The organism is Bacillus sp. FJAT-44742, assembly GCF_002797315.1.
GTDB classification, from domain to species: Bacteria; Bacillota; Bacilli; order Bacillales; family Marinococcaceae; genus Thalassorhabdus; species Thalassorhabdus alkalitolerans.
Map to the genome: position 1 here is coordinate 3,257,557 of NZ_KZ454936.1, position 24,447 is coordinate 3,282,003.

A 24,447-nucleotide genomic window follows, 5' to 3' on the forward strand; every position below is an offset into this window, starting at 1 on the left:
TACTTTCCATTATAAACACATTTCCCCTCTTTATGCTAGCAAGGAACAAAGATTTCAAGAAAAAAAGAAAGAGCTGGAAAAACTCCTCACTAAACCTTTGTAAAAACCCTTTGACTACTCTTATTCTTAAGGCTTTGTTAATTTTGTTGTTCGTTGTTGTTAAAGCTTTAAAAGAGGCTCGCTTGCACCTAAAGGTACAAGTGCGACATCCATTTATAAATAAAGAAAGAAATCCCAAACCACTATAGCAAGTAGTTCGGGACTTCTTTCCATTCTTTTTTCGGTCTCTTCTTCCTTACATATTACGCCGGTACTGTCCCCCTACCTCATATAGGGCGTGGGTAATCTGCCCAAGGCTTGCCACTTTCACTGTCTCCATCAGCTCTTCAAAGATGTTCCCGCCGCTTACTGCTGTCTCTTGAAGTCTTTTCAGCGCTTTTTCCCCTTCTTCTTTGTTTCTTTCCTGAAACGCCCGCAGGTTTTGAATCTGGCTTTCCTTTTCCTCCTTCGTTGCCCGGGCCAGTTCCATATCGAAATCTTCATCTTCCTCATCGGCCGGATTCAGATACGTGTTTACCCCTATAATCGGAAGTTCCCCTGTGTGCTTTTTCATTTCATAATACATGGACTCTTCCTGGATTTTACCGCGCTGATACTGTGTTTCCATCGCGCCAAGTACGCCGCCTCTATCGTTGATCCGCTCCAGCTCTTGAAGAACTGCTTCCTCTACCAGCTCCGTCAGCTCCTCAATAATAAATGAACCTTGCAGCGAGTTTTCATTTTTTGCAAGACCAAGCTCTTTACTGATAATCATTTGAATTGCCATGGCTCTTCTTACCGAACTCTCTGTAGGAGTCGTGACTGCTTCATCATAAGCATTCGTGTGCAGTGAGTTACAATTATCATAGATAGCCATTAACGCCTGAAGTGTGGTACGTATATCATTGAAATCAATTTCCTGGGCGTGCAATGAGCGTCCGGACGTCTGCACGTGATATTTGAGCTTCTGGCTCCGTTCATTGGCATCATATTTATTTTTCATCACTGTTGACCAGATTCTTCTTGCAACACGGCCAATCACTGTATATTCCGGATCAAGTCCGTTACTGAAAAAGAAGGAAAGATTCGGTGCAAAATCGTCAATGTCCATACCCCGGCTTAAATAGTACTCCACGTAGGTGAAAGCATTAGCCAGAGTAAAAGAAAGCTGACTGATAGGGTTTGCCCCTGCTTCGGCAATATGATAGCCCGAGATCGAAACGGAATAATAGTTTCGAACCTTCTTTGTAATAAAGTAGCTTTGGATATCCCCCATCATTCTAAGTGCAAATTCTGTGGAGAAAATACATGTGTTCTGCCCTTGATCTTCCTTTAAAATGTCAGCCTGTACTGTTCCTCTTACGGTAGACAGGGCCCATTGTTTTATTTCTTCTGCTTCCTCAGCGGTCGGGCGTCGTCCATGCTTTTCAGCAAAAAACTCGATCTGCTGGTCAATGGCTGTGTTCATAAACATGGCTAAAATAATTGGCGCCGGTCCGTTGATCGTCATAGACACTGAGGTAGTCGGCGCACAAAGGTCAAAGCCGTCATAGAGCTTTTTCATGTCTTCCAATGTACATATGCTTACGCCGCTTTCCCCCACTTTTCCGTAAATATCGGGCCGGTGGTCCGGGTCTTCCCCGTACAATGTAACAGAGTCAAAGGCTGTGCTTAGACGCTTGGCCTCATCGTCTTTCGATAAATAGTGGAAACGGCGGTTTGTCCGTTCAGGTGTTCCTTCTCCAGCAAACTGTCTCTTAGGGTCTTCTCCTTTTCTCTTAAACGGAAATACACCGGCTGTAAAAGGAAACTTGCCTGGAACGTTTTCCTTCATGCTCCACTTTACAATTTCTCCCCAATCCTTGTATTTTGGGAGAGCCACTTTGGGAATTTTCAGACCTGACAATGATTCGGTCTGAAGCTCGGTTACGATTTCTTTATCCCTGATTTTTGTAGTAAAGGTATCTTGTTTGTAGGAATCTTTAAAGTCTTCCCAGTTTCGTAAGAGCTTTCGTACATCTTTATCAAGGTCATCTTCGATATCCTCGTAGATGTTCTGCAGCTCTTTTATCATCTCTTCATTTACTTCCTCCTGCTTCTTAAGCAAATCAATGGTTCCGGAAATCTGGAACAGCTTGCGGGCCAATTCAGACTGCTTTTCAGCATAAGCTTTATAATTTCTGACTGTCTGGACAATCTCCCTTAAATACGTAATGCGCTCAGGAGGAATAATTAAGTCCTTCTTTTTTGATTCCTTCGTTACATCAATGGCCGTTTCCCACTCTGTACCGCATTTTTTGTTTAATGCGTCAATTAATGCAGCAAATAAAATATTAGTGCCCGGGTCATTAAATTGACTGGCTATTGTTCCGTAGACAGGCATTTCTTTTGTATCCTGCTCAAAAAGCATGTGACTCCGCTGATATTGTTTACTTACATCACGCTTTGCATCCTCTGACCCTTTTCGGTCAAACTTGTTTACCGCAATTAAATCGGCAAAATCAATCATGTCGATCTTTTCGAGCTGAGAAGGGGAACCGAATTCACTTGTCATGACATACATGGACACATCAGAAACCTCTGTGATTTCAGCATCACCCTGTCCTATCCCGCTTGTCTCAATAATGATTAAATCAAAGCCTGCAGCCTTAGCCACTTCAATAGCCTCTACAATGCTGTTGGACATCTCCGTCTTTGAGCCCCGTGTGGCAAGACTTCTCATAAACACCCGTGAATGGTGTATAGAGTTCATCCGTATACGGTCCCCAAGAAGAGCTCCTCCCGTTTTTTGCTTAGTGGGGTCAATAGACAATATCGCCACAGTTTTCTCAGGGAATTCACGTATGAAACGCCTGACTAGCTCATCAGTCAATGAGCTTTTCCCGGAGCCACCCGTTCCTGTAATGCCAAGCACCGGAGCATCCTTTGCTCCTGCAAGTCCTTTAAGCTCCTGCAAAGCTTTTTCCCATGCCTTTTTTATTTCTCCTTCTGTTTCTACGACAGAAAGAAAACGAGCCACCGCCTGGTCCCTTTTCTCCTTGACCTCTTCCATCCGCATGGTTGTATCCTGGATGGTAGGAAAATCGCATTCCTCAAGCATTTGACTAATCATTCCACGAAGCCCGAACGTCCTTCCATCCTCCGGAGAGAAAATTCGGGCAATTCCATATTCATGAAGCTCCTTAATCTCTGGAGGGGTGATCACTCCGCCGCCTCCACCATAAATTCGAATATGGCCCGCTCCTTTTTCCTGTAACAGATCATAGCAATACTTAAAATATTCGATATGACCGCCCTGATAGGAAGATATAGCGATTCCTTGTACATCCTCTTGAATGGCAGCGTTTACAACTTCCTCTACTGAACGATTATGACCGAGATGCACAACTTCTGCCCCTCCTGCCTGCAAAAGCCTCCTCATGATGTTAATTGAGGCATCATGTCCATCAAACAGACTAGAAGCTGTCACAAAACGAACGTGGTTCTTCGGTCGGTATAAATCCTCTTGTGCCATCTGCATGCCCTCTTTTCTTTTCAAAATATTAAGACATTTGTTCTGATACCACTCCACCGAGCAGCATCTTAATTTGGATATCCGTGTATTCCTTGAGAGTAAACGAATGCTTTAAAGCCCAGCGCCTAAAGGTCCACATTTGTCCTTTTACCATTATGTTATGAGCCATTAATGTGGCTTCCTTATCTGAAATGGTCAGGACCCCGGGCTCCCTGCAGTCTTTTATCGCCTGTTCTATAATGGCCGTCATGGCCACTTCTTTTTTCAGGACATACGGAAGCGCCTCTTTCGGGAGCGATTTGACTTCCTGGTACATCACCAGCACTTCATCCTGCATTTCATCCATTACATTAAACAGAGAAGTTATGATTAACTTAAGACGGTCAAGACCAACGGATTCTGTATCGATCAAGGAGTCAAGACGGGTCCTTACTTCTTCATACACTGAATCGCACACCAAATACAAAACGTCTTCCTTTGATCCAATATACTCGTACAGTGTTCCAATACTGAAACCTGATTCCTTCGCAATTTCCCTGGTCGTGGTCCGATGATAACCTTTTTCCTTAAAAAGCGTGATAGCTCCTTGTATCATTTGCTCACGTCGATGTTTAATGAGCTGTTGATCCTTCACCATCGATGGCACTTTCTTTTTTTTCACCAGCACGACCTCCCCTTGATTTATAAGAAAGGGGTGCAGCTTATGAAAAGCTGCTCTCCCTCACATCTTTCACACCCAATTGGCTCCTGCACTCCCCAAAACGGTTTTCCGTGCCGGCTCCTTTTTTTACTCAGATAAAAGCATTTTTGAAATAACAAGGCGCTGCACTTCATTGGTTCCTTCATAAATTTGAGTGATCTTGGCGTCACGCATATACCTTTCAACGGGATATTCCTTTGTGTAGCCGTAGCCCCCAAACACTTGCACTGCCTCTGTTGTTACTTCCATGGCTGTATCACCTGCAAAAAGCTTTGACATCGCAGATTCTTTCCCATAGGAAATTCCTTCACTTTCTCTCCAGGCAGCTTGATAGGTAAGGAGTCTAGAAGCCTCTATCTTTGTAGCCATATCTGCCAGCTTAAAAGAAATCCCCTGCATTTTTCCGATAGCCTGGCCGAATTGTTTTCTTTCTTTTGCATAGTCTGCCGCAGCATCCAGGGCTCCTTGAGCGATACCGACGGCCTGGGCCGCAATGCCATTTCGCCCTCCATCGAGTGTGCTCATTGCTACTTTGAAGCCTTCCCCTTCTTTTCCGAGCATGTTTTCTTTTGGAACCCGGCAGTTTTCAAAAATAATTTCCGTGGTAGGAGATGAGCGAATTCCCAGTTTCTTTTCTTTCTTGCCTACTGAAAAACCAGGAAAATCTTTCTCTACAATAAATGCACTGATGCCTTTGTGTTTTTTCTCAGGACTTGTAATAGCAAAAACGATATAGATATCAGCAATACCGCCGTTAGTAATAAAAATTTTAGAACCATTAAGAATATAATTGTCCCCGTCTTCCTCAGCAGTCGTCTTCATTGCTGCTGCATCTGACCCTGAACCAGGCTCCGTCAGTCCGTAAGCTCCCATTTTTGTTCCTTCCGCCATGGCCCGTAAGTATTTTTGTTTTTGTTCTTCTGTTCCGTATTTGTATACAGGCCAGCTTGCCAGAGACAAATGGGCAGATAACGTTACCCCTGTGGATGCACATACTCTTGATAATTCCTCCACTGCGATGACATAGCTGACATAATCTGCTCCAATCCCTCCGTATTCTTCCGGCCAGGGGATGCCTGTCAGGCCCAGCTCAGCCATTTTCTCAAAAATCTTCATATCAAAACGTTCTTCTTCGTCACGCTCTGCAGCCGTGGGAGCCACTTCCTTTTCAGCAAAATCCCTTACCATTTTTCTAATCATTTGCTGCTCTTCTGTTAATAAAAAGTTCATTTGTTATCTCTCCTTATTTATCCTGTGGAATGCACCTGCCTTGTCTGCCTCAAAAGCTGAGTGGAAAGTCATGACAGGCACATTCCCTGTTTCTTTTTTTACTGGTTCAGCAAGGCTTTACTAATGACAATTCTTTGGATTTCGCTCGTTCCCTCATATATTTCACAAACCTTGGCATCCCGGAAAAACCGTTCCGCTGGATATTCCTTTGTATAGCCATAGCCGCCAAATACTTGAACCCCTTCGATTGAAACATTTATGGCAGCACGGGAGGCAAAAAGCTTAGCCATAGATGATTCCTTGCCGCTTGGTTTGTTTTTTGAAATCAGGCTGGCTGCCTGATACGTTAAAAGTCTAGCTGCTTCCACCTGTACCGCCATATCTGCCAGTTTAAAAGCAAGGCCCTGATGGGATCCTATAGGCTTTCCAAACTGCTTGCGCTCTTTGGCGTAGGTTTTCGCTGCTTCAAAGGCTCCTTCGGCAATCCCAAGAGACTGGGCGGCTATTCCGACACGCCCATTATTAAGATTAGCCATGGCAATGGTAAAGCCTTCTCCTTCTTTACCGAGGCGGTTTTCCAAAGGTACTTGGCACTCTTCAAAAATTAACTCTGTTGTATTCGAACCATTAAGGCCCATCTTTTCTTCATGTTTTCCTACCTTCAGTCCTGGTGTGTTCTTCTCTACAACAAAGGCAGTAATGCCGTTTTTCCCTTTTTCCGGGCTGGTTGATGCAAATACGATATAAGTGTCAGCAGCCCCTCCGTTTGTGATAAACACTTTGCTTCCATTTAGAGAATAATAATCCCCCTTTTTCACAGCCGAAGTTTTCAAGCTGGCCGCGTCGCTTCCTGAACCAGGCTCCGTGAGTGCAAATGCCCCGAGATACTCTCCTGAAGCAAGCTTTGGCACGTACTTTTGCTTTTGTTCTTCCGTCCCAAAGTAAAGAATAGGATTTGTGCCAACGGAGGTATGAACCGACAAAATGACCCCAACGGCCGGACTGACCTTTGACAATTCATGAATGGCGATAACATAAGAGGTAAAATCCATGGACGCCCCGCCGTACTTCTCAGGAACTGGAATACCCATAAGACCCAGCTCAGCCATCTCTTTCATCAGTTCTGCCGGAAAACGTTTTTCCTCTTCCATCCTCTTTACTTCTCCTTGGACACGGTCCGCTGCAAATTCTCTGACCATTTTCCTCATCATTTGCTGCTCACTCGTAAATGTCAGCTCCATGACCGTCCTCCTTTGGCTTTTCATTTCAGAGAATCAATCGTATTGGTAGAAACCTCTTCCTGATTTCTTTCCAAGCCACCCAGCCTTCACGTACTTTCTAAGAAGAGGACACGGTCTGTATTTGTCATCTCCCAGTCCTTCATGAAGCGTTTCCATAATATACAGACATGTATCGAGCCCGATAAAGTCAGCAAGAGTTAAAGGTCCCATCGGATGGTTCATGCCAAGCTTCATCACTTCATCTATGGCTTCTGGCTCCGCTACACCTTCATAGACGGTGTAGATGGCCTCGTTAATCATAGGCAGCAGGATGCGATTGGACACAAACCCGGGAAAGTCGTTTACCTCTACCGGAACCTTCTTTAGAGCTTCGGCCGTGTTCTTTACGTTTTCAAATACCTCATCAGTCGTGGCCAGTCCCCTGATGATTTCGACAAGCTTCATGACTGGAACCGGGTTCATGAAATGCATACCGATTACCTGTTCAGGCCTGTTGGTGGCAGCTGCAATCTCAGTAATCGGAAGAGAAGATGTATTCGTAGCCAAAATGGCATGCTCCGGCGCTAACCGGTCCAACGCAGCAAATATCTCCTTTTTTGTTTCCATATTCTCAATCGCTGCCTCAATAACCAGATCCACTTTTTGGGCATCGTCTAAGTCGGTTGAGAGGTGGATATGAGCAAGTGCAGCTTCTTTTTGCTCCTCGGTCATTCTTTTTTTCTCTACCTGTCTTGATAGATTTTTTCGGATGACCGCTAATCCTTTTTCTACTCTCGCTGCATCAATATCGTTTAAATAAACGTGATATCCAGCTTCGGCATGTACCTGTGCGATGCCGGATCCCATTTGGCCTGCACCGACGACCATAATGTTTTGTATTTTCATATATACACCCTTCCTCCTTGCTGCTGGTCTTTGACAGTTGATCGTTTCCTGCCCTTCTTATACAAGCAGAAATAATAGTGATTACGCCTTTTATACCTCTATTAAAACAGCGTCTCCCTGGCCTCCTCCGCTGCAAATAGCTGCGATGCCAAGACCTCCTCCTCTTTCTCTTAATTCATAAGCAAGAGTTAAAATAATTCTGGCTCCACTTGCTCCAATTGGATGGCCTAATGCTACGGCACCGCCATTTACGTTCACTTTTTCCGGAGACAGTCCTGCAATTTTGTTACTGGTTAATGCCACTGCTGAGAAAGCCTCGTTAATTTCAATCAGCTTGATGTCATCCAGTCTTTTTCCTGTTTTCTTAAGAAGCTTTTGAATAACAAGACCAGGGGTCTTAGGAAAATTCTCTGCTTCCAAAGCGAGGGCCGTATGACCAACTATCGTTGCAAGCTTATTTAAACCGGCCTCTTCAGCCTTCTGCTCTTCCATCAGCACCATTGCGCAAGCTCCGTCATTTACTCCAGGCGCATTCCCGGCAGTGATCGTTCCATCCTTGGAAAAAATAGAAGAAAGCTTTCTCATTTGTTCGATGCCGGCGTTTCTTCTAGGAGCTTCATCTTCTTCTACAACCAAATCTTCTCCTTTGCGCTGGGGGATGGTCACACCGACAATTTCCTTTCTCAGCCTTCCATTGTCGGTTGCACTGACAGCTCTTTCATGGCTTCTCAGTGCCCATTCATCTTGCATTTCCCGGGAAATTTCATGCTGGTCCGCTACTGTGTTTCCATATACCCCCATGTGAACTCCCTGGAATGAACACGTGAGGCCATCATGAACCATGAGATCTTTCATGGGAGTATCACCCATTCTTGCTCCCCAGCGAGCTTTGGGCACTATGTATGGAGCATTGCTCATCGACTCCATTCCCCCCGCGATGATCAGTGTACCGTCCCCTGACCTGATGATTTGATCAGCAGCTGTCACACTTCTCATCCCAGAAGCACAAACTTTGTTAATGGTTTCTGTTTCTACTTCCCAAGATAGACCGGCATGGCGAGATGCCTGCCTGGAAGGAAGCTGACCCTGCCCTCCTTGCAAGACATTTCCCATAATTACTTCCTGAATGTCCTCTTTATTCACACCTGAGCGTTCTACAGCTTCTTTAATGGCATACCCTCCAAGCTCTGAAGCTGTTAATGCCTGCAACGCCCCGCCAAACTTACCAAATGGTGTTCTTGCACCTTCCACAATTACTGTTCTTCTCATCAGAAACCACCCTTTCCTTTTCCTATCGAACGCTCGCTCATTATTTTCGGCTGCAAAAAAAGACGGTCACCCAATAGCAAAAAACCACCTCGTACCCTTTAGATGGTTCTTGTCTCTTCTGCAGTCCTGCATTTGCTGTTCAAGGACCTTACCTGAAAGCGCTTTCTTCTTACTATTAAATTATACAAAAAATTTAGAAAAATCAACCTTTTTTATTAAATAGCTAAATATTTATAGTTAGATTTAAAATGACATCTTTATTTTCAGAAAAAAGGGAGCATCTACTCTGCTCCCTTTTATTCCTATCTTTCCGCTGCCGGCTGAGGTTCTTCTTCCTTATTCCCAGTTGGTTTCGTTGGTCCAACCACAGATTGTTCAAGAATTTCAGCAATATCCAGGGTGGAAATATCATCTTCCACTTCCTTGGCTTTGGTCCCGTCACTTAGCATCGTCAGGCAGTACGGGCACCCGCTTCCAATCATGGACGGGCTCACTTCCATCGCCTGCTCTGTCCGGGCGACGTTCACCCGCTGCCCCGCTTCTTCTTCCATCCACATCATGCCGCCGCCGGCTCCGCAGCACATACCGTCCTCACGGTTTCGCTCCATTTCCACGACCGTAAGCCCTGGAATGGCTTTTAAAATTTCTCTTGGAGGATCATACACGTCATTGTAGCGGCCCAGGTAACAGGAATCGTGGTACGTGATCGTTTCCTTGATATCATGGGTCGGCTTCAGCTTGCCTTCCCGGACCAGCTCAGCGAGAAGCTCGGTATGGTGATAGACTTGCACATCTTCTTCCAGTCCGAATTCAGGATATTCATTTTTAAACGTATTGTAGGCGTGAGGATCAATCGTGACGATCTTTTTCACGTCATTTTTCTGGAACGTGTCAATGTTTGCCGTCGCAAGCTCCTGAAACAGAAACTCGTTTCCAATCCGTCTTGGCGTGTCGCCGGAGTTCTTTTCCTTGTTTCCAAGAATCGCAAACTTCACACCCGCTTCATTCATCAGTTTCGCAAAGGACTGGGCTATCTTTTGACTTCTCTTGTCATAGGAGCCCATGGATCCCACAAAGAACAGGTACTCAAACTCTTCCCCGCGTTTTTTCATTTCTTTGATCGTCGGCGCGTCGACATCGTCCCGGCTTTCCCGCCAGTTCTCACGCTCTTTGCGGTTAATGCCCCACGGGTTCCCCTGGCGTTCAATGTTCGTCATCGCACGCTGGGCTTCTGAGTCCATCTTACCTTCGGTTAAGACAAGATAACGGCGCATGTCAATAATCTTATCAACGTGCTCATTCATTACCGGGCACTGGTCCTCACAGTTTCGACACGTTGTACAGGCCCAGAGTTCTTCCTCCGTAATGACATCGCCAATCAGGTTCACCTGTTCAAAGGAAGCGGCTGCTTCTTCGGCTCCCTGGGAGGCAAGCTGGTTTCCTTTCGTGTTACTGAACGCGTACGCCGGAAGCCACGGGGACTTGGAAGTGACAGCCGCGCCTTTCTCGGTGAGATGATCCCGCATTTTCAGAAGCAGGTCCATCGGGGATAAGATCTTCCCGGTGCCCGTCGCCGGACACATATTCGTGCAGCGCCCGCACTCCACACAGGCGTATAAGTCAAGCAGCTGTTTCTGGTTAAAGTTTTCAATGCGCCCGACCCCGAACTCTTCCTGGGACTCGTCTTCAAAATCAATCTTTGACAGCTGTCCCACCTTATTGGTTCGCCCGAACCAGACATTTGCCGGTCCTGCGAGTAAGTGGGCGTGCTTGGACTGAGGCACATACACCAGGAAGGTCAGTAAAATGAGCAGATGAACCCACCAGGCCACGTAGAAGATGGCTCCGGCCGCCGTGGCCGATAACGGGGAAAGGGCAGCCCCAATCACCGAAGCGATCGGCTCAAACCCGGTCAGGGATTTCCCCAGCCACACCATTTCCGCTCCTTTGGCGACCAGCTTTGACACCATCAGGCCGCCGATAAAAATCAGGACCAGTCCTGCTTTCCAATTTCGTTTCAGGCGGACAAGCTTTTCAATATAGCGGCGGTGAAAGGCCCAGACGACCGCCACCAAAATCATGACAACGACAGCTTCCTGAAACAAAGTGAAAACAGGGTACACCGGACCCAACGGGAGGTGGGACCCCGGATTCAGCCCTTTCCAAATCACATCAATGGCACTAAACTGAACAAGCAAAAAGCCGTAAAAGAACATGACATGAATGATGCCGCTTTTCTTGTCCTTGAGCAGTTTTTTCTGCCCGAAAACGTTTTCAATAATGGCGTTCCAACGCTCTTTTGCCGTATGTTCAAACTCAGCCTTCTTACCCATCTTGATATATTCATAACGAGTCAGCACCAGCCTGGCAAATAGATAAAGTCCATAACCTACAACCAGCAGAAAAGCGATCCAGTTTACAATAAGAAACGTTTCCATACTTCCTCTCTCCTTTCCCCTGAGGGTCTTTCCTCCTGCCTGACAATCTGGCCAAAAGCCTTTCCTGAAAGCTTTTCTTCTTGCCCGCCTGGTCATTCAGTGGATCGAATATTCTGTTTTATGGTCTAAGTATAACAAAAAAACTAATGAATGAACATTCAGTCACTGAAACTTTTATATATTTTTTTAACCAATTACTTCCTTCATTGCTTTTCCTTTTCATGGGCATAGTAACGATAGTACTGAATAAGGGATGGAAGTTGATATAAGTCATTCTCTCTTTCTTGCTCTAATTCCTTTTTATTCATTTGCTTTTCTTTATTTTCTAAAGGAGGTGTCTCTATGGTTTGGTTGTTATTACTCCTATTGCTTTTATTTATATGGATTCGTATGGACTTTCTCCTTGGCCTGCGTAATCACCGACATACCATTGATACCCTTCGTTTTCCAAAAAGGCAAGGGCGTGTACAGTTCATGGATGATGGCAAAGAATTTTTTTCTTCTTACGTTAAAGATATAGAAGAATCTGTTGATCATATTCATATTCTTTTTTATATTTTCAGAGGTGACAGCATAGGCAGTAAGATTATTGAGTTGTTGACCGAAAAAGCAAAGGCCGGGATTGAGGTAAGAGTCATGGCAGATCGCCTTGGTTCTCATCTTTCAAAAAAAGATGTTGAAAAACTGAAGGCAGCGGGTGTGCAATTTGCCTATACACGAAAAATTACCCCCCCTTACCTTTTCTTTACTTTTAACAGACGAAATCACCGCAAGATCACGATCATAGATGGCAAAACAGGGTATGTCGGCGGGTTTAATGTTGGAGATGAATACTTAGGAAGAAAAAAGAAGTTTGGTTTCTGGCGGGATTTTCAGCTTCGTATTTCAGGAGATGGCGTTCAGGATTTACAAACTCAGTTCTTTACTGACTGGAAAGAGTCTCAGCAAACAATCCCTGCTTCTAAAGACCGCTATTACCCCTTGCTGCAACAGGGGCCCCATCCTCTGCGGTTCATGCCGACAAACGGTCTTGGCCTTGAAAAGAAGTTCATTCAAGTCATTAAACAAGCTGATTCCTATATTTATATTGGCTCACCTTACTTTATACCAGGGAAACCGTTGCAAAAAGCCTTGATTACTGCTGCCAGGCGTGGGGTGAAAGTCAGCATTCTTCTGCCAAAAAAGTCAGATCATCCTCTCGTCAAGGAAGCCTCCTATCCTTATTTCAAAGATATGATGGAAGCTGGTATCAATATTTTTCATTACCCGAAAGGATTTTATCACGCCAAAGCTATGGTCATCGATGACCATTTTTGTGATGTAGGTACAGCCAATTTTGATAAGCGAAGCCTCCATCTAAATAATGAAATTAACTGTCTGCTTTTACATCCTGACCTCATATCCGTAGTTAAGGAAACGCTTAGCAGTGATATGAAGAAATCTGAACAGTTAACATGGGAAAGCTACTGCAGCCGCTCCGTGTTCCACCGGGGGAAGGAAAGGGTTTCTACCTGGATTTCTGAGCTGCTTTAAGTTGTGTTCCTTTCGTGAACGCTAAATAGGGGCGGCCTCAAAAGTGTACCTTTTGAGGCCGCCCCTTGGTGCTCTTACACCAGGGTAAGAGCCCTTTTTTCGACTGTAATATGAAGAGGAGTCTGCTTTACTTGTTCACCGTCACTTTGGACGAGAACGGGAGGATCTGAGCTAATATAAATATCTTCTCCTTTTAAGAGGGTGACTTCTTTCGCTGAAATATGTTTCCCCTTAAAAGCTTTAGGCAATAGGCGTATAAGCTTTCCTCTTCTTAATCCATGCACGACGCAAATGTCCAGCTTTCCGTCCGTGTGGGAAGAAAGAGGACTGATCTTGATCCCGCCCCCATATGTCGTCGTATTTGCTGCCGCTGCCAGCCAGACGTCTGCAAAGTCCAGCTTTTTTCCATCTACGGTAATTTGCATGTTTGTGGGCTTATATGTTCTTAATGTATCAAGCACACTTATCGCATAAGATAAGCTTCCCAGTCGGAAGAAATTCAGATATTTTTTATAAAGTGCCTCATTTACGTTCTTAGCAACCTGCCCGTCAAATCCTATACCGGCGACAGTAAGGGAGTACCTTTCTCCAAGGTTTAACAGGTCCACCTGCTGCGGTCTGTTTTCAAAGATACGTTCAAGAGCCTTCTCGTATGCTAAAGGAACACCGAGACACCGGGCGAAATCATTTCCGGAGCCTGCAGGGATAATACCTAGAGAAACATTTTTATACACTAAACCATTTACAACTTCATGAATTGTGCCGTCTCCGCCGATGACAATGACTGTCTCTACATCCTTTGCTAAGAGCTCAGCTACAATTTCTTTGGCGTGCATGGGCCTTTCTGTAAAACGCACCACATACTCAATGTCTCTCTTTATTACGGTGCTTTCTACCTGTGACCAAACCTTTTTTCCGTAACCATTTCCTGACTCTCTATTTACAATAAACCCAAACATGCTGCGTTCTCCTTTACGTCCGGTTCACTAATCGCCATCCCGTGCTTTTTTCTTCTTTATTCCACTATTCTTCCATGCCCTCTCTCAAGGGCTGCCTCCGGGTGATGCCAGGCAAGCTCTCTTGACTGGTCCATGACAAGCCTTGCAACTTCCTTGTAGTCATCCGTCTCAAGTGTAGAAACCTCAATCGGACTCCCGATGTGAATCGTTACCTTCTTTCGCAGGGAATTCTTTTTTTTATAAATGGATATCCCTACTGGTACGATTGGCACTCCTGTTTTCACTCCAAAAAAACCTACACCTTTGGCGGGTTCTACCCGTTTGCCGGTTGGAATTCTCGTTCCTTCAGGAAAAATACCGACAACCTGACCTTCTTCCAAAAGCTTCAAAGCTCTTCTTACAGGACGAATAGCATTTCCACTTTGCCTGTTTACAGGAATGGTATGGAGCTTTAGCATAAGAGACCTCGTCATGCGACTGCTGAACAGTTCTATTTTCGCCAGAAAGTGTATATCGCGTTTAACAAGTATTCCTAAAAAGACAGGGTCAAAAAAGTTGATATGGTTAGAGGACAGGATCACCGGACCATCTTCCGGTACATTTTCCCTCCCTGTTATTGTTATGCTGAACCGCAGAGGTATAATAACTTTGGCTATAAATTTAAGTACTGTATAAAACAACGTTGTCCCCCCCCACTTGCTAGTTCGATTATATAGTAAATTAGTCTCTGTCTCTACAACAGACGTTTAAAAATGACCAAGGTTAAAAATAATGATGATACGAGTTTCGTTATATCATAACCTGGCCATATACCATTCAGCTGAAATATTGACAGTTTTCTCTAAGACTGCTTTTGAACAGAATGCTTCTTTCCTCTCTCCACAGACCCTTGCTTTGCTTGACAAACCATTTTTGATTTGAAGATAATGTTGCTATAACATGGAAAAGAAACAATGATCTGCCTAATCAGTATCATTATACACTCGCCACCATCTATTATACACCCAGCTATTAGACACGGAGGGATCATTAATGAAAACCTTTGCATTTAATGGGCAGCCAACACACCCAACTACCGAGTGGCTTTTGAATGGAATGAAAGACGTCTTTTCCAAAGAAGGATACTCTTATCTTACAGCACCAGAAGACAACACTAATCTGGTCTTCAATGTGATTGACCGTGAATCTCCTCGTCCTTTTCGGCGAAAAGCCCAGGGAACATTTGTTGTTTCCATTGCAGAAACAAACAGCTCCCCTGAGGATATTCACAAGGAAGCCTATCCTTACCTTGTACGAAGCTTAGCTAATCACTTGATGTATATTGCCCACGGTGATAAGGAAACAGAAGTCCATTTCTTAACACCTGAACAGGGAAGCTACAGCCTCACTTTTTCTACCGAGGAAAAGGAAAATACTGTGATTGAGAGAGTATTTACAAGATTGGAGCCTCTTGCTTCCTCCCAGCTTGTCATTGATAACGACTTCGTTGAAGACCTGCCCGAGGAATTATGGCAGGGTGATCATGTCACCCGGTCTTTAAAAGACTCTGGAGCCAAGCTTGACAGCATGGACCTGCTTCCTGCTCCGTTTCCTTTGGAAGAGGTGTTATCTGACCGGGACATTCGCCATCTTAAAAAGCTTTATGGCATCGGCGGACTCAGCTATGGAAACTTAAGCGCCCGTAAAGATAATAATCATTTTTGGATGAGTGCAAGCGGCATTGATAAAGGAAATATGAACGAAGTTGGAAAAGACTTTCTTTATATTACCGGCTATGATGATGAGAAAAACACCATGAAGGTAAGCATCCCGCCGCGAATTACACCAAAACGAGCCTCAGTTGATGCGATTGAGCACTGGATGATTTATAAAGAACACCCAGAGGTTGGAGCGATTGTCCATGTTCATGCCTGGATGGACGGCATTGAGGCCACCGAGTTTAACTACCCGTGCGGAACAGTGGAGCTTGCAGAAGCAGTGGCTGATATTGTAAGCAAGTCAGAAGATCCCTCTCGCACAGTCGTGGGATTGAAAAACCATGGGTTAACGATCACCGGGACAAGTCTGGAAGATATTTTTGAACGTATTGAAGGGAAGATCATTCCTCAGGTTCCTATGCAATAAGGAATCAAGGAAAATTAACTTACACAGGTGGTGCCATGAAAGCCGTACAGTTTGATTTAAATTTACCAAAGTATGCCTTTAGTAAAGCGGCGGGAAAAATCAACCCTTCCTTTTATGTCAACTCGCCCTTTACCTGTTTGCAGCTCAGGGAAGTGGAAGCTCCTTCCCTTCCAAAGGAAGATTGGGTGGAAGTGAAAGTGAAGTACGGAGGCATATGCGGCAGTGATTTAAATTTGATTTCCTTAAAAGACAGTCCGTCTACCTCTCCATTCATATCCTTTCCATTTACAATCGGCCATGAAATAACAGGCACTGTTTCTAAAGTCGGCAGGGACGTAAAGGATGTAGCAGTTGGGGAACGAATCGTGATTGATCCGATACTCGCATGCGAAGCACGAGGCATGGAGCCAATGTGTCATGAATGCCAGCAAGGAAACTATAATCTTTGCCACCATATGAAAGATGGTACTATTTCTCCAGGTCTTTTAACTGGTACATGCAAGGATACAGGCGGCAGCTGGGGAGAGTATCTTGTTGCTCACCAGAGTCAGATCATTAAGCTCCCTGATAACGTGGATGATAAAAATGGTGTGTTAGTTGAACCCTTCAGCTGTGCGTTGCATACCGTTTTGCAAAATCCGCCTAAGCCTAATGATTCTGTACTTGTGATTGGCGCGGGTGTCATCGGCATTTGTCTTGTGGCTGCCCTGAAAGCCCTTGATTTTCAGTGTCACGTGAAAGTTCTTGTGAAATATCCTTTTCAAGAAGAGTTAGCAAAAAAATACGGTGCCGATGAGATTTTTTACTTAAGAGGGGATTACGTCAAAGACATTGCTGATTCTTTCGGTGCCGAGGTTCTCAAGCCTGTCATAGGAGAGCCCATTGTTCATGGCGGAGCAGATATCATTTACGAATGTGTCGGCAGCAAAAAGAGTCTTAACGACGCGATCCGTTTCACCCGAAGAGGAGGAAAAATTGTTCTTCTTGGCCTGGCAAGCTTTGTTGACAACCTGGATATGACGATGATCTGGTTGAATGAACTTGAGATCAAAGGCTGTTTTTCCTATGGAACCGATGAAGTTGGTGGAGAAAGAAAACGGACGCTGCAAATTGCCGTGGATATAATGGAAGCTGGAAAGGTGGACCTTTCCCCTCTTGTTACTCATTACTTCCCCCTTGAGCATTATAAAGAAGCTTTGGGAGCAGCCTCCAATAAGAAAAAAGAAAATACGATGAAGGTGGTATTTGAACCTTCTGTTTTCCGGCTCCCTTCTTAGTTTCATAAGAAAGTATTAGCTGCAGTGATTAGAAAGCCCTTATGTCATGTTATTGTTACTAGGTAGTTAGACTCAGAACGTGAGAAAATCTCTAATAAGATAATAACTTGTTTATTCTCTCTCTTGAAAAGGGAAAAGTAGACTAAACCTTTTTAAGAGAGGATGAATGTCATGCTTCGTACAATCTTAATGATTATTGGTCTTATTGTAGTAATTAGTATTATTTTATCTTTCCTTTAAAAGACAGAAAAAGAACTCCTGACCGCTCAGGAGTTCTTTTTAATTATTTCTGTATCCTATGCTGGTTCCCGTAGAAAGCCTACTTGAAATTCCTTGGGCCTGTTTTAAAGAGTCCAGTGTCTTTAATGGTTACATCTACGTCGGCTGTTATATCAACAGCAGGAAACATTTCGTCTCTCCACTCTTCTTCGGACCATTCGAAAGTTCCAAGCTTTTTCTTAACATGCTTTCCAATCCCAAGACTGTCTACTCTAAGATCCTGAAGCTCCTGGGCTATTTCTTCCACCATGTTTTCAATATATACAGCAAGAGTTTGTTCCAGCTCTTTTTGCGCACCTGGTGAAAATATATCCATATCTCCCTGATATTCGTGAAGGGATCCTTTTACATCCGCTTTGTAATTTACCTTGATATGTGCGGGATCGCTGACATCCACCTTAAGGTTTCTATCACTGGTAACAGCAGTAAGTACAATGTTTTCCTGTTCTTCTCCCTCCGAACTGAGATTCACATTTATTTCTCCAATACGTACTCCGTCTCTTAAGAAAAAGAAAATATTGCTTTTTTTAGGGTTGATTTTGGAAATATATTGATCACCTTTAAAAAGAGCAGTTCCGTCCAAAATTATTTCGTTTTCTCCTACCTTGACAAGCGTGGCCACAGGATCTACTCCATCGTTTATCAAGTCTCTTGCAAAACTATATAGGTCAACAGGAGGGAGCGTAAATGACCTTGTTTCTTTTTCAATGATCCCGTCAAGATAATAGTCCGTTCGCTCATGTTCAGGGAAATCAGTCACGATTAAATCATGAGCAGTGCCCTGAGTGACGATTACTTTTACTCTTTTACTTATTGTCGGGTCTCTAACCAGAGTATCGAGTGTCTCCCATACTCCTTCTTCCGCCAGATCAAGGCCAAAGAGAGCCACTCTCATCTGTCCTCCTACCAGCTCACGACTTGTTTGTCTGGAAAGCTGATGACGAGCATCCCTGCTGCTGGCTGCTTCCATCGTTAAGGTTTCACTTTCGGCTCCCTCAAGCTCCCCTGCTTTTGGCAATTTCATAGTTACCCGAAGTTTCTCTTCCTCTTCACCGTCGTTTATATCATAGCCAATTGTATGGATCACCCCCAGCTCTTCCAAAATTCGTTCGTCCTCACATCCTGAAGCCACCATGAGAAGGAGGAAAAACAGAAAAACAATACGGTTCTTCATCCTTTTTGAACACTCCTTCCCGGCTTTTTAAAAGACAAGATAACTAATAGTAATATAGGAAGGCCAAACGAAATAACGGTAGCATGCATGGCCACGAGTGCAAGGTACTCTTGGATTTGATGAAAAGTGTCAAGCATTCTAACCGGAATGTAGGTACCGATAATGAGAAAAACGACAATCCAGGTTGGACGCTTAGGCTTGTATATTCTTTCGAGAGCTTCCTTTGCTGCCCAATAATAAAATCCGACCGTCACCACGACTTTTCCAATAAAAAAGGAAAAGATTAGAGCCTCCGCTCTCTCCACAAAGGGAAGCCGCACATAACCAATTAAGTCTAATACTGGAAACATAATCTCCACTACATACTGTGAGCCAAAGAAGCCTAATGAAACAATGGTTGTAGCCATGTAAACAAAAAGAGAAAAGAGATTCCCCAGCACCAGGGCTTGAAAAAGCCTGAACTTCTTGTACATCAGGGGAAACAGCAACAGAATCAGCTCAAAACCTAAAAACGCAGGATATACCTCCAGCATTCCTTCCACATTTGCAATATTTGAATGAAAAAGTAGTGGCTCAGTTCTTCCCCATTCAAATTCCTGCATAGGAAAAATAAGCGTGCCCAATGTCCAAATTGACAAGAAAAATATCATAGATGCAGCTTTTACCATACTGTAAGCCTTTGTATGGACGTATAGTACAACTAATAACAAAATGGTCACTTTAAATACCCATGGTGAGGTGGTTGGAAAGCTGATCATTTGAAAAATAAACACAAACTGGGCGTTAACGAGACACCCTAAAAAAGCCCACACAAGAACCAGGTAGACATATATAGGGTAAGCGAGCCACATAGAAACTGATTCTAGAATCTCAAATACAGACTTTCCTTTCCCACGTTGAAAAGCCAGGGCGATCAGCCAGGCATTGGCTATGACAATCAGAAAGACAGCAAGGAGTCCAATCCAACCATTGGGACCAAGATTTTCTTCCACAAGGCGGGGCAAGCTGAACAGCACAACTCCTGATTGAAGCATGTACGTTAGGAGGATCACATGAAAAACTTGCAGTTTTTCTCTTAGCATAGCTTATACCTCGTTTGCTGACTTATTTAATATATTTCTCTCTCGTTCCCTTTGGGCGAGCCCAATACGGACCTCGAATAAAGGTAAAAAGCATATCTCTGAGGACTAATGGAGTTAAAGGAACCATATACGACGTTCTAACATTCTGTAAGCTTGCCAGGTGAATAATAATGAAAACCAGACCGACTACGAGGCCGAAGTGCCCTAAGAAGCCTGCAAGAATTATTAACCCAAAACGAATAACCCTGATTGCTGTGCTCATTAAGTAACTTGGTATCACAAAGGAAGCAATCGCAGAAATCGCCACCGTCACAAGGAGGATACCGCTCGCAATGCCTGCCTGCACAGCAGCCTGTCCGATGACAATTCCTCCCACAATCCCAATTGTCTGTCCGATTTTTGTAGGAAGACGGGCCCCTGCTTCTCTTAGCAGCTCAATGGTAAACTCCATCATCAGCGCTTCAACGAGGGGAGGAAAAGGAACCTGTGCTCTTGAGGAGGCAATCTGTAAAAGCAGATCTTCCGGGATAAGCTCGTAGTGATAAGTAATCACAGCAACATAAAAGGCAGTAAACGTCAGTGTAATCAAAAACGCCACTAAACGAAGAAGCCTGGTTGCTGAACTTAATATCCAGCGCTGATAAAAGTCATCAGGGGAGGCAAAAAACTCAAAGAAACTAGTAGGTGTCATCAATGCAGACGGACTGCCATCAACCATGGCTGCTACTTTTCCATCAACGAGCTTGGAAGAAATCAGATCTGGTCGCTCTGTCGTCATAAACTGGGGAAACAAGGAGTTTGGGTGATCATCTATATATTGAGCCAACATTGTACTTTCAAAAACGGAATCCATTTGCACGCTGGTAATTCTTTTTTTCATTTCCTCTACTGTTTCCTCTTCGGCTCTTCCTTCCATGTAAAGAAGGGCCACATCTGTCTTTGTGACTGCTCCTACCTCAAAAAATTCGATCTTCAAATCAAACGATTTAATTCTTCTTCTAATAAGAGAAAGGTTTGTCCCTAAGGTCTCTACAAAGGCGTCATGAGGACCGGAAACGACTGTCTCCGTTTCACTTGATTGTACGGTGCGGCTTTCAGGCCCGTATACATCTATTAAAAAGGTTTGATTTTTCCAGAACACTGCTGCCTCTCCACTAAGGATGCCATCGACCACTTCAGCAGTCTTTTTCCCAACAGCTGATTGTTCTTCAATAAACAGCTCATTGATGTCTGCTTCTTTCTTTTCCCGGAGAGGGCCAAGAAGGTTTCTCTCAAGCTTGTCTTCTTCTACAAGGTGATTGAAATAAAGAACAGTAGTATCAGCATCTGGAGTCTTTCGTTCAATCAAGTCGTCACATCGTTCGAAGTGACGAAGCACTTCTTTTAAAGATGGAGAGCTGTTCTCTTGTTCCTGAGTAGATTTTGGATGTAGTAGTGACCGCTTCACATCTCTTCACCTCCAAACCCTGATCCTTCTTCTCATTATGCTCCACTCTTTCATATTCATTCGTTACCAAGAAGAAACATGTCGACGAAGGAAAGAATGATTTCCAAAGTACTGCCTGTTTTGCTGCAAAATAAAAACAGCTTCCTTTCTGGTTGAAAAGAAGCTGCTTGAAGACGAGTTTACAAATAAATCTTCAGGTAATAGAACTCAAATGATGCTGTGCAACAAAGCTTCGGATAATTCCATGAAGCTCTTTCGGCTTTTTCGTTGGAATCTGATGAGCAATGTCCTGAATATGAATCAGTTGAATGTTTCTCACGTACTTGTAAAACACATACTGATAGTAGTGGATATAATAATCGTTGGCTCCATAGATGGCAGCGACAGGGCACTTTATCTTGGGAAGCTGCTCGGTACACTGGTAATACAAGCTATTGGCATAAAGGTTTTTTAACAGAACCGGATTGCTTGCTTTGGCTGTTTTCTCAATAAAGCGTTGATGTTTTTTGTTCCCTGTGTGAGAGACAGCAAGCCATTTGGCCAGCATCCCTCTAAGATCCTTTTTCATTCCCCATATTCCAATTTTAATCTGCTTATCAAGAATGTTCGTGCTGACTTCAGGATATCCGCTAATAAGAATCAAGCCGGCTGTTCGATCCGGGTAAGATATCGCAAACTCCAAAGCCGGGTTTGCTCCGCTTGAATAGCCGCATGGAATGATCTGGTTCACTCCCAGGTGGTCCGCAAGTGCTGCCATGTCCTCTGCCCACTCAGCAATCAAAAGATCATTCTTACCTCCGTCTCCGCTCTTTCCATGACCCCGGGCATCAAAAGTAATGACCTGAAATTGATCACTCAGCTCCTCCCGCTGGGTATAAAAAGCTGCTGCTCCCATCGCAGGCGGATGAAGAAACATGAGAGGGGGGCCGCTCCCGGTGCTTTCATAGTATAGATGTGCTCCATTCGAATGAAAATACGGCATCGTCTATTTCACCTCTGCTTTTATGATCCCCCATTAAAAAGAGGGAGAATCCACTGAAAGATCTTATACCCCAGAAAAATTCCTACGATACCCATAATTCCGGCAAAAGCAGGAGGTGCAGGTATGGGCAGGCGAAGGAGCGCAAATAAAAAACCCACTACCGCTCCTGTAAGTAAGGCATAAATAACCTCTTGCATCTCAATCACATCCTTGTTACTATGGTTTACTCTAAAGGATTTACTATCCTGATAAATTTTTATTCTAAGGAGTTAGTTTAAACTTCACGTAAACGTGAAATAACAAAGCTAACGAACTTATTAGCAGGTGATACTATGGCAGAAGAAAAGCCTAAACTATTTGAGACCGGTCAAACAGTCTACTATGATGGCGAAGAAATGAAAGTCATTGCTGAATACGACCGGACAATTGTGGCTGAATTCATTGATTTTCCTCTTGTTGGAAAAGAAGAGGAGTTTCCTTATAACAGGATCGTCCTCTTAAAAAATGAAGTCAGTTAACACCCATGGGAAAGGGAGCCTCAGCCTGAGGCTCCCTTTTGTTATATTCCCCGCTTTCCTTATTAAAAACCTTGCTGCGTTTATTACATTTTTTCAGGCGCAGACACGCCGATAAGCTTCATTCCATTTTGAAGCGTGGTCTGGACAGCTTTTGCCAGAACCAGGCGTGCTTTGGTCTGCTCAGGGTTCTCTGCATCAATCACCCGTTCTGCGTTGTAAAAGCTGTGGAAGGCAGAAGAGAGCTCATGAAGGTAGTTTGTGATCCGGTGGGGGGCATATTTATCGGCTGACCATGCAATCACTTCCGGAAACTCACCTATCTTCTTAAGAAGATCAAATTCTTTTTCTGTGTTAACGGGAGCAAGGTCAGCTTCTAGATCAAGACTGATTCCTTTTTCCTCAGCCTGGCGGAAAATACTGCATAGTCTCGCATGGGCATACTGAACGTAATACACGGGGTTTTCGTTTGAGCTGGATACAGCGAGATCCATGTCAAAATCAAGATGGCTGTCTGCACTTCTCATAGCAAAGAAATACCTGGTCGCATCAATGCCGACTTCCTCCATAAGATCTCGTAACGTAACAGCTTTTCCTGTCCGCTTGCTCATTTTTACCTTTTCACCGTTTTGGTAAAGGCTGACCATTTGTATAATCTGCACTTCAAGCTGCTCTTTATCATAACCCAGCGCCTGTACTGCAGCACGCATTCTTGGTATGTAGCCATGATGGTCTGCACCCCAGATGTTAATAACTTTCTCAAAGCCCCGCTCATACTTATCACGGTGATACGCAATGTCGGGCATTAAGTACGTGTATGTTCCATCGCTTTTTACCAGCACACGGTCCTTGTCATCTCCGTACTCCGTGGATTTAAACCACACAGCACCCTCTTCTTCAAAGGTTTCTCCTTTGGATTTCAAAAGCTCCAGCGTGTCCTCTACATTGCCATTTTCGTAAAGAGAGGTTTCGGAGTACCACACATCAAATTCAACACCAAAGTCGGCTAAATCTTTCTTTAGCTTGTCTATTTCTCTCTTAAGACCATACGCACGGAAAAAAGAAAGCTGGTCTTCCTCAGAGAGATCCTTTAGCTTCTCGCCGTGCTCTTCGGCAAGCTCCCGGCCAAAGCCTTCAATGTCAGCGCCCCGGTACCCGTCTTCAGGCATATCCACGTCTTCCCCAATCGCCTGCAAATAACGAGCCTGCACAGAAAGAGCGAGGTTTTGAATCTGATTTCCCGCATCATTAATATAATATTCACGTGTCACTTCATAACCCGCTTTATCAAGGATATTACACAGCGTATCTCCAACAGCTGCACCACGGGCATGTCCTAAGTGAAGGTTCCCGGTAGGATTAGCAGAGACAAACTCGACCTGTACCTTTTTGTTTTTTCCGCTGTTTGTTTGGCCGTACTCTTTACCGGCTTGAATAACAGTTGGTATTAGATCTCTTAAATAGCCGTTATCTAAAAAGAAGTTAATAAACCCAGGACCGGCAATGTCTACCTTCTCAATAGAGGCCTTTTCTTTATCAAGCTGTGCCGTTAATTCCTCTGCAATTTGACGGGGAGCTTTTTTGGCAATGCGGGCCAGCTGCATTGCCATGTTTGTTGCAAAGTCCCCATGTTCTTTTTCTTTAGGTGTTTCTAAAATAACTTCAGGGATCTCACCACTACTGGCGAGCCCTGCTTTTTCAACGGCTGCTATGATTTCTTCTTTGAGCCGCTCCTTCATTTGCTCTGCTATGTTCATTC

At 44.2% G+C, this 24,447-nt stretch carries 19 protein-coding genes; 4 read left to right on the forward strand and 15 right to left on the reverse strand.

Annotated elements, in window-relative coordinates; all coding sequences use genetic code 11:
* Positions 1 to 295: 295 nt before the first annotated feature.
* The 7 genes from icmF to CEF17_RS16045 all read right to left on the reverse strand — a co-directional run bounded on the left by icmF (position 296) and on the right by CEF17_RS16045 (position 11,316).
* The gene (gene icmF, locus CEF17_RS16015) at positions 296 to 3,553 is read right to left on the reverse strand and encodes a fused isobutyryl-CoA mutase/GTPase IcmF (RefSeq protein WP_100400413.1); all 3,258 of its coding nucleotides are present in this window, start codon (positions 3,551 to 3,553) and stop codon (positions 296 to 298) included.
* Positions 3,554 to 3,581: 28 nt separating this feature from the next.
* Positions 3,582 to 4,214: a TetR/AcrR family transcriptional regulator gene (locus CEF17_RS16020; RefSeq protein WP_054637051.1), complete on the reverse strand. Its 633-nt coding sequence runs from the start codon at positions 4,212 to 4,214 to the stop codon at positions 3,582 to 3,584.
* Positions 4,215 to 4,340: 126 nt separating this feature from the next.
* Complete coding sequence (locus CEF17_RS16025; RefSeq protein WP_100400414.1) at positions 4,341 to 5,483, reverse strand: acyl-CoA dehydrogenase; 1,143 nt, start codon at positions 5,481 to 5,483, stop codon at positions 4,341 to 4,343.
* Positions 5,484 to 5,581: 98 nt separating this feature from the next.
* A complete protein-coding gene (locus CEF17_RS16030) occupies positions 5,582 to 6,724 on the reverse strand; it encodes an acyl-CoA dehydrogenase (RefSeq protein ID WP_100400415.1) in 1,143 nt (380 codons plus the stop codon).
* Between the two features lie 33 nt (positions 6,725 to 6,757).
* Positions 6,758 to 7,609 carry a 3-hydroxybutyryl-CoA dehydrogenase gene (locus CEF17_RS16035; RefSeq protein WP_100400416.1) on the reverse strand — a complete coding sequence of 284 codons (852 nt, stop codon included), beginning with the start codon at positions 7,607 to 7,609 and terminating at the stop codon, positions 6,758 to 6,760.
* A gap of 90 nt (positions 7,610 to 7,699) precedes the next feature.
* The gene (locus CEF17_RS16040) at positions 7,700 to 8,878 is read right to left on the reverse strand and encodes an acetyl-CoA C-acetyltransferase (protein WP_100400417.1); all 1,179 of its coding nucleotides are present in this window, start codon (positions 8,876 to 8,878) and stop codon (positions 7,700 to 7,702) included.
* 302 nt (positions 8,879 to 9,180) lie between these two features.
* The gene (locus CEF17_RS16045; RefSeq protein ID WP_100400418.1) at positions 9,181 to 11,316 is read right to left on the reverse strand and encodes a heterodisulfide reductase-related iron-sulfur binding cluster; all 2,136 of its coding nucleotides are present in this window, start codon (positions 11,314 to 11,316) and stop codon (positions 9,181 to 9,183) included.
* Positions 11,317 to 11,658: 342 nt separating this feature from the next.
* On the opposite strand from CEF17_RS16045, the gene cls reads away from it, so the two are divergent.
* A complete protein-coding gene (gene cls / locus CEF17_RS16050) occupies positions 11,659 to 12,849 on the forward strand; it encodes a cardiolipin synthase (protein ID WP_100400419.1) in 1,191 nt (396 codons plus the stop codon).
* A gap of 74 nt (positions 12,850 to 12,923) precedes the next feature.
* Here cls and CEF17_RS16055 read toward each other — a convergent pair whose 3' ends face one another.
* Both CEF17_RS16055 and CEF17_RS16060 read right to left on the reverse strand, forming a co-directional pair.
* Complete coding sequence (locus CEF17_RS16055; protein WP_100400420.1) at positions 12,924 to 13,808, reverse strand: diacylglycerol/lipid kinase family protein; 885 nt, start codon at positions 13,806 to 13,808, stop codon at positions 12,924 to 12,926.
* A gap of 56 nt (positions 13,809 to 13,864) precedes the next feature.
* Positions 13,865 to 14,488 (reverse strand): lysophospholipid acyltransferase family protein, encoded by a 624-nt coding sequence (locus tag CEF17_RS16060; protein WP_100400421.1) that lies wholly within the window; start codon positions 14,486 to 14,488, stop codon positions 13,865 to 13,867.
* Between the two features lie 352 nt (positions 14,489 to 14,840).
* Between CEF17_RS16060 and CEF17_RS16065 the strand changes: the two genes are divergently transcribed.
* Together CEF17_RS16065 and CEF17_RS16070 are read left to right on the forward strand one after the other, a co-directional pair.
* Positions 14,841 to 15,932: a class II aldolase/adducin family protein gene (locus CEF17_RS16065; protein WP_100400422.1), complete on the forward strand. Its 1,092-nt coding sequence runs from the start codon at positions 14,841 to 14,843 to the stop codon at positions 15,930 to 15,932.
* 35 nt (positions 15,933 to 15,967) lie between these two features.
* A complete protein-coding gene (locus CEF17_RS16070) occupies positions 15,968 to 17,209 on the forward strand; it encodes a zinc-dependent alcohol dehydrogenase (protein WP_100400423.1) in 1,242 nt (413 codons plus the stop codon).
* Between the two features lie 319 nt (positions 17,210 to 17,528).
* On the opposite strand, the gene CEF17_RS16075 is transcribed toward CEF17_RS16070, so the two are convergent.
* From CEF17_RS16075 to CEF17_RS16095, 5 genes are all read right to left on the reverse strand, one after another.
* Entirely contained in the window at positions 17,529 to 18,662 is a 1,134-nt protein-coding gene (locus CEF17_RS16075; RefSeq protein ID WP_100400424.1) for a Ger(x)C family spore germination protein, read from the reverse strand.
* Entirely contained in the window at positions 18,659 to 19,744 is a 1,086-nt protein-coding gene (locus CEF17_RS16080; RefSeq protein WP_100400425.1) for a GerAB/ArcD/ProY family transporter, read from the reverse strand. The genes CEF17_RS16075 and CEF17_RS16080 overlap by 4 nt, the downstream gene beginning before the upstream one ends.
* Before the next feature lie 22 nt (positions 19,745 to 19,766).
* Positions 19,767 to 21,191, reverse strand: coding sequence for a spore germination protein (locus tag CEF17_RS16085; RefSeq protein WP_100400426.1), 1,425 nt, complete (start codon positions 21,189 to 21,191; stop codon positions 19,767 to 19,769).
* Between the two features lie 193 nt (positions 21,192 to 21,384).
* Positions 21,385 to 22,173: an alpha/beta fold hydrolase gene (locus CEF17_RS16090; RefSeq protein ID WP_100400427.1), complete on the reverse strand. Its 789-nt coding sequence runs from the start codon at positions 22,171 to 22,173 to the stop codon at positions 21,385 to 21,387.
* Between the two features lie 20 nt (positions 22,174 to 22,193).
* A complete protein-coding gene (locus CEF17_RS16095) occupies positions 22,194 to 22,370 on the reverse strand; it encodes a XapX domain-containing protein (protein WP_054636304.1) in 177 nt (58 codons plus the stop codon).
* 135 nt (positions 22,371 to 22,505) lie between these two features.
* Here CEF17_RS16095 and CEF17_RS16100 point away from each other — a divergent pair, with 135 nt between their 5' ends.
* Positions 22,506 to 22,691 carry a hypothetical protein gene (locus tag CEF17_RS16100; protein WP_054636303.1) on the forward strand — a complete coding sequence of 62 codons (186 nt, stop codon included), beginning with the start codon at positions 22,506 to 22,508 and terminating at the stop codon, positions 22,689 to 22,691.
* Positions 22,692 to 22,774: 83 nt separating this feature from the next.
* On the opposite strand, the gene argS is transcribed toward CEF17_RS16100, so the two are convergent.
* Positions 22,775 to 24,445: an arginine--tRNA ligase gene (argS, locus tag CEF17_RS16105; RefSeq protein WP_100400428.1), complete on the reverse strand. Its 1,671-nt coding sequence runs from the start codon at positions 24,443 to 24,445 to the stop codon at positions 22,775 to 22,777.
* Between the last annotated feature and the right edge of the window lie 2 nt (positions 24,446 to 24,447).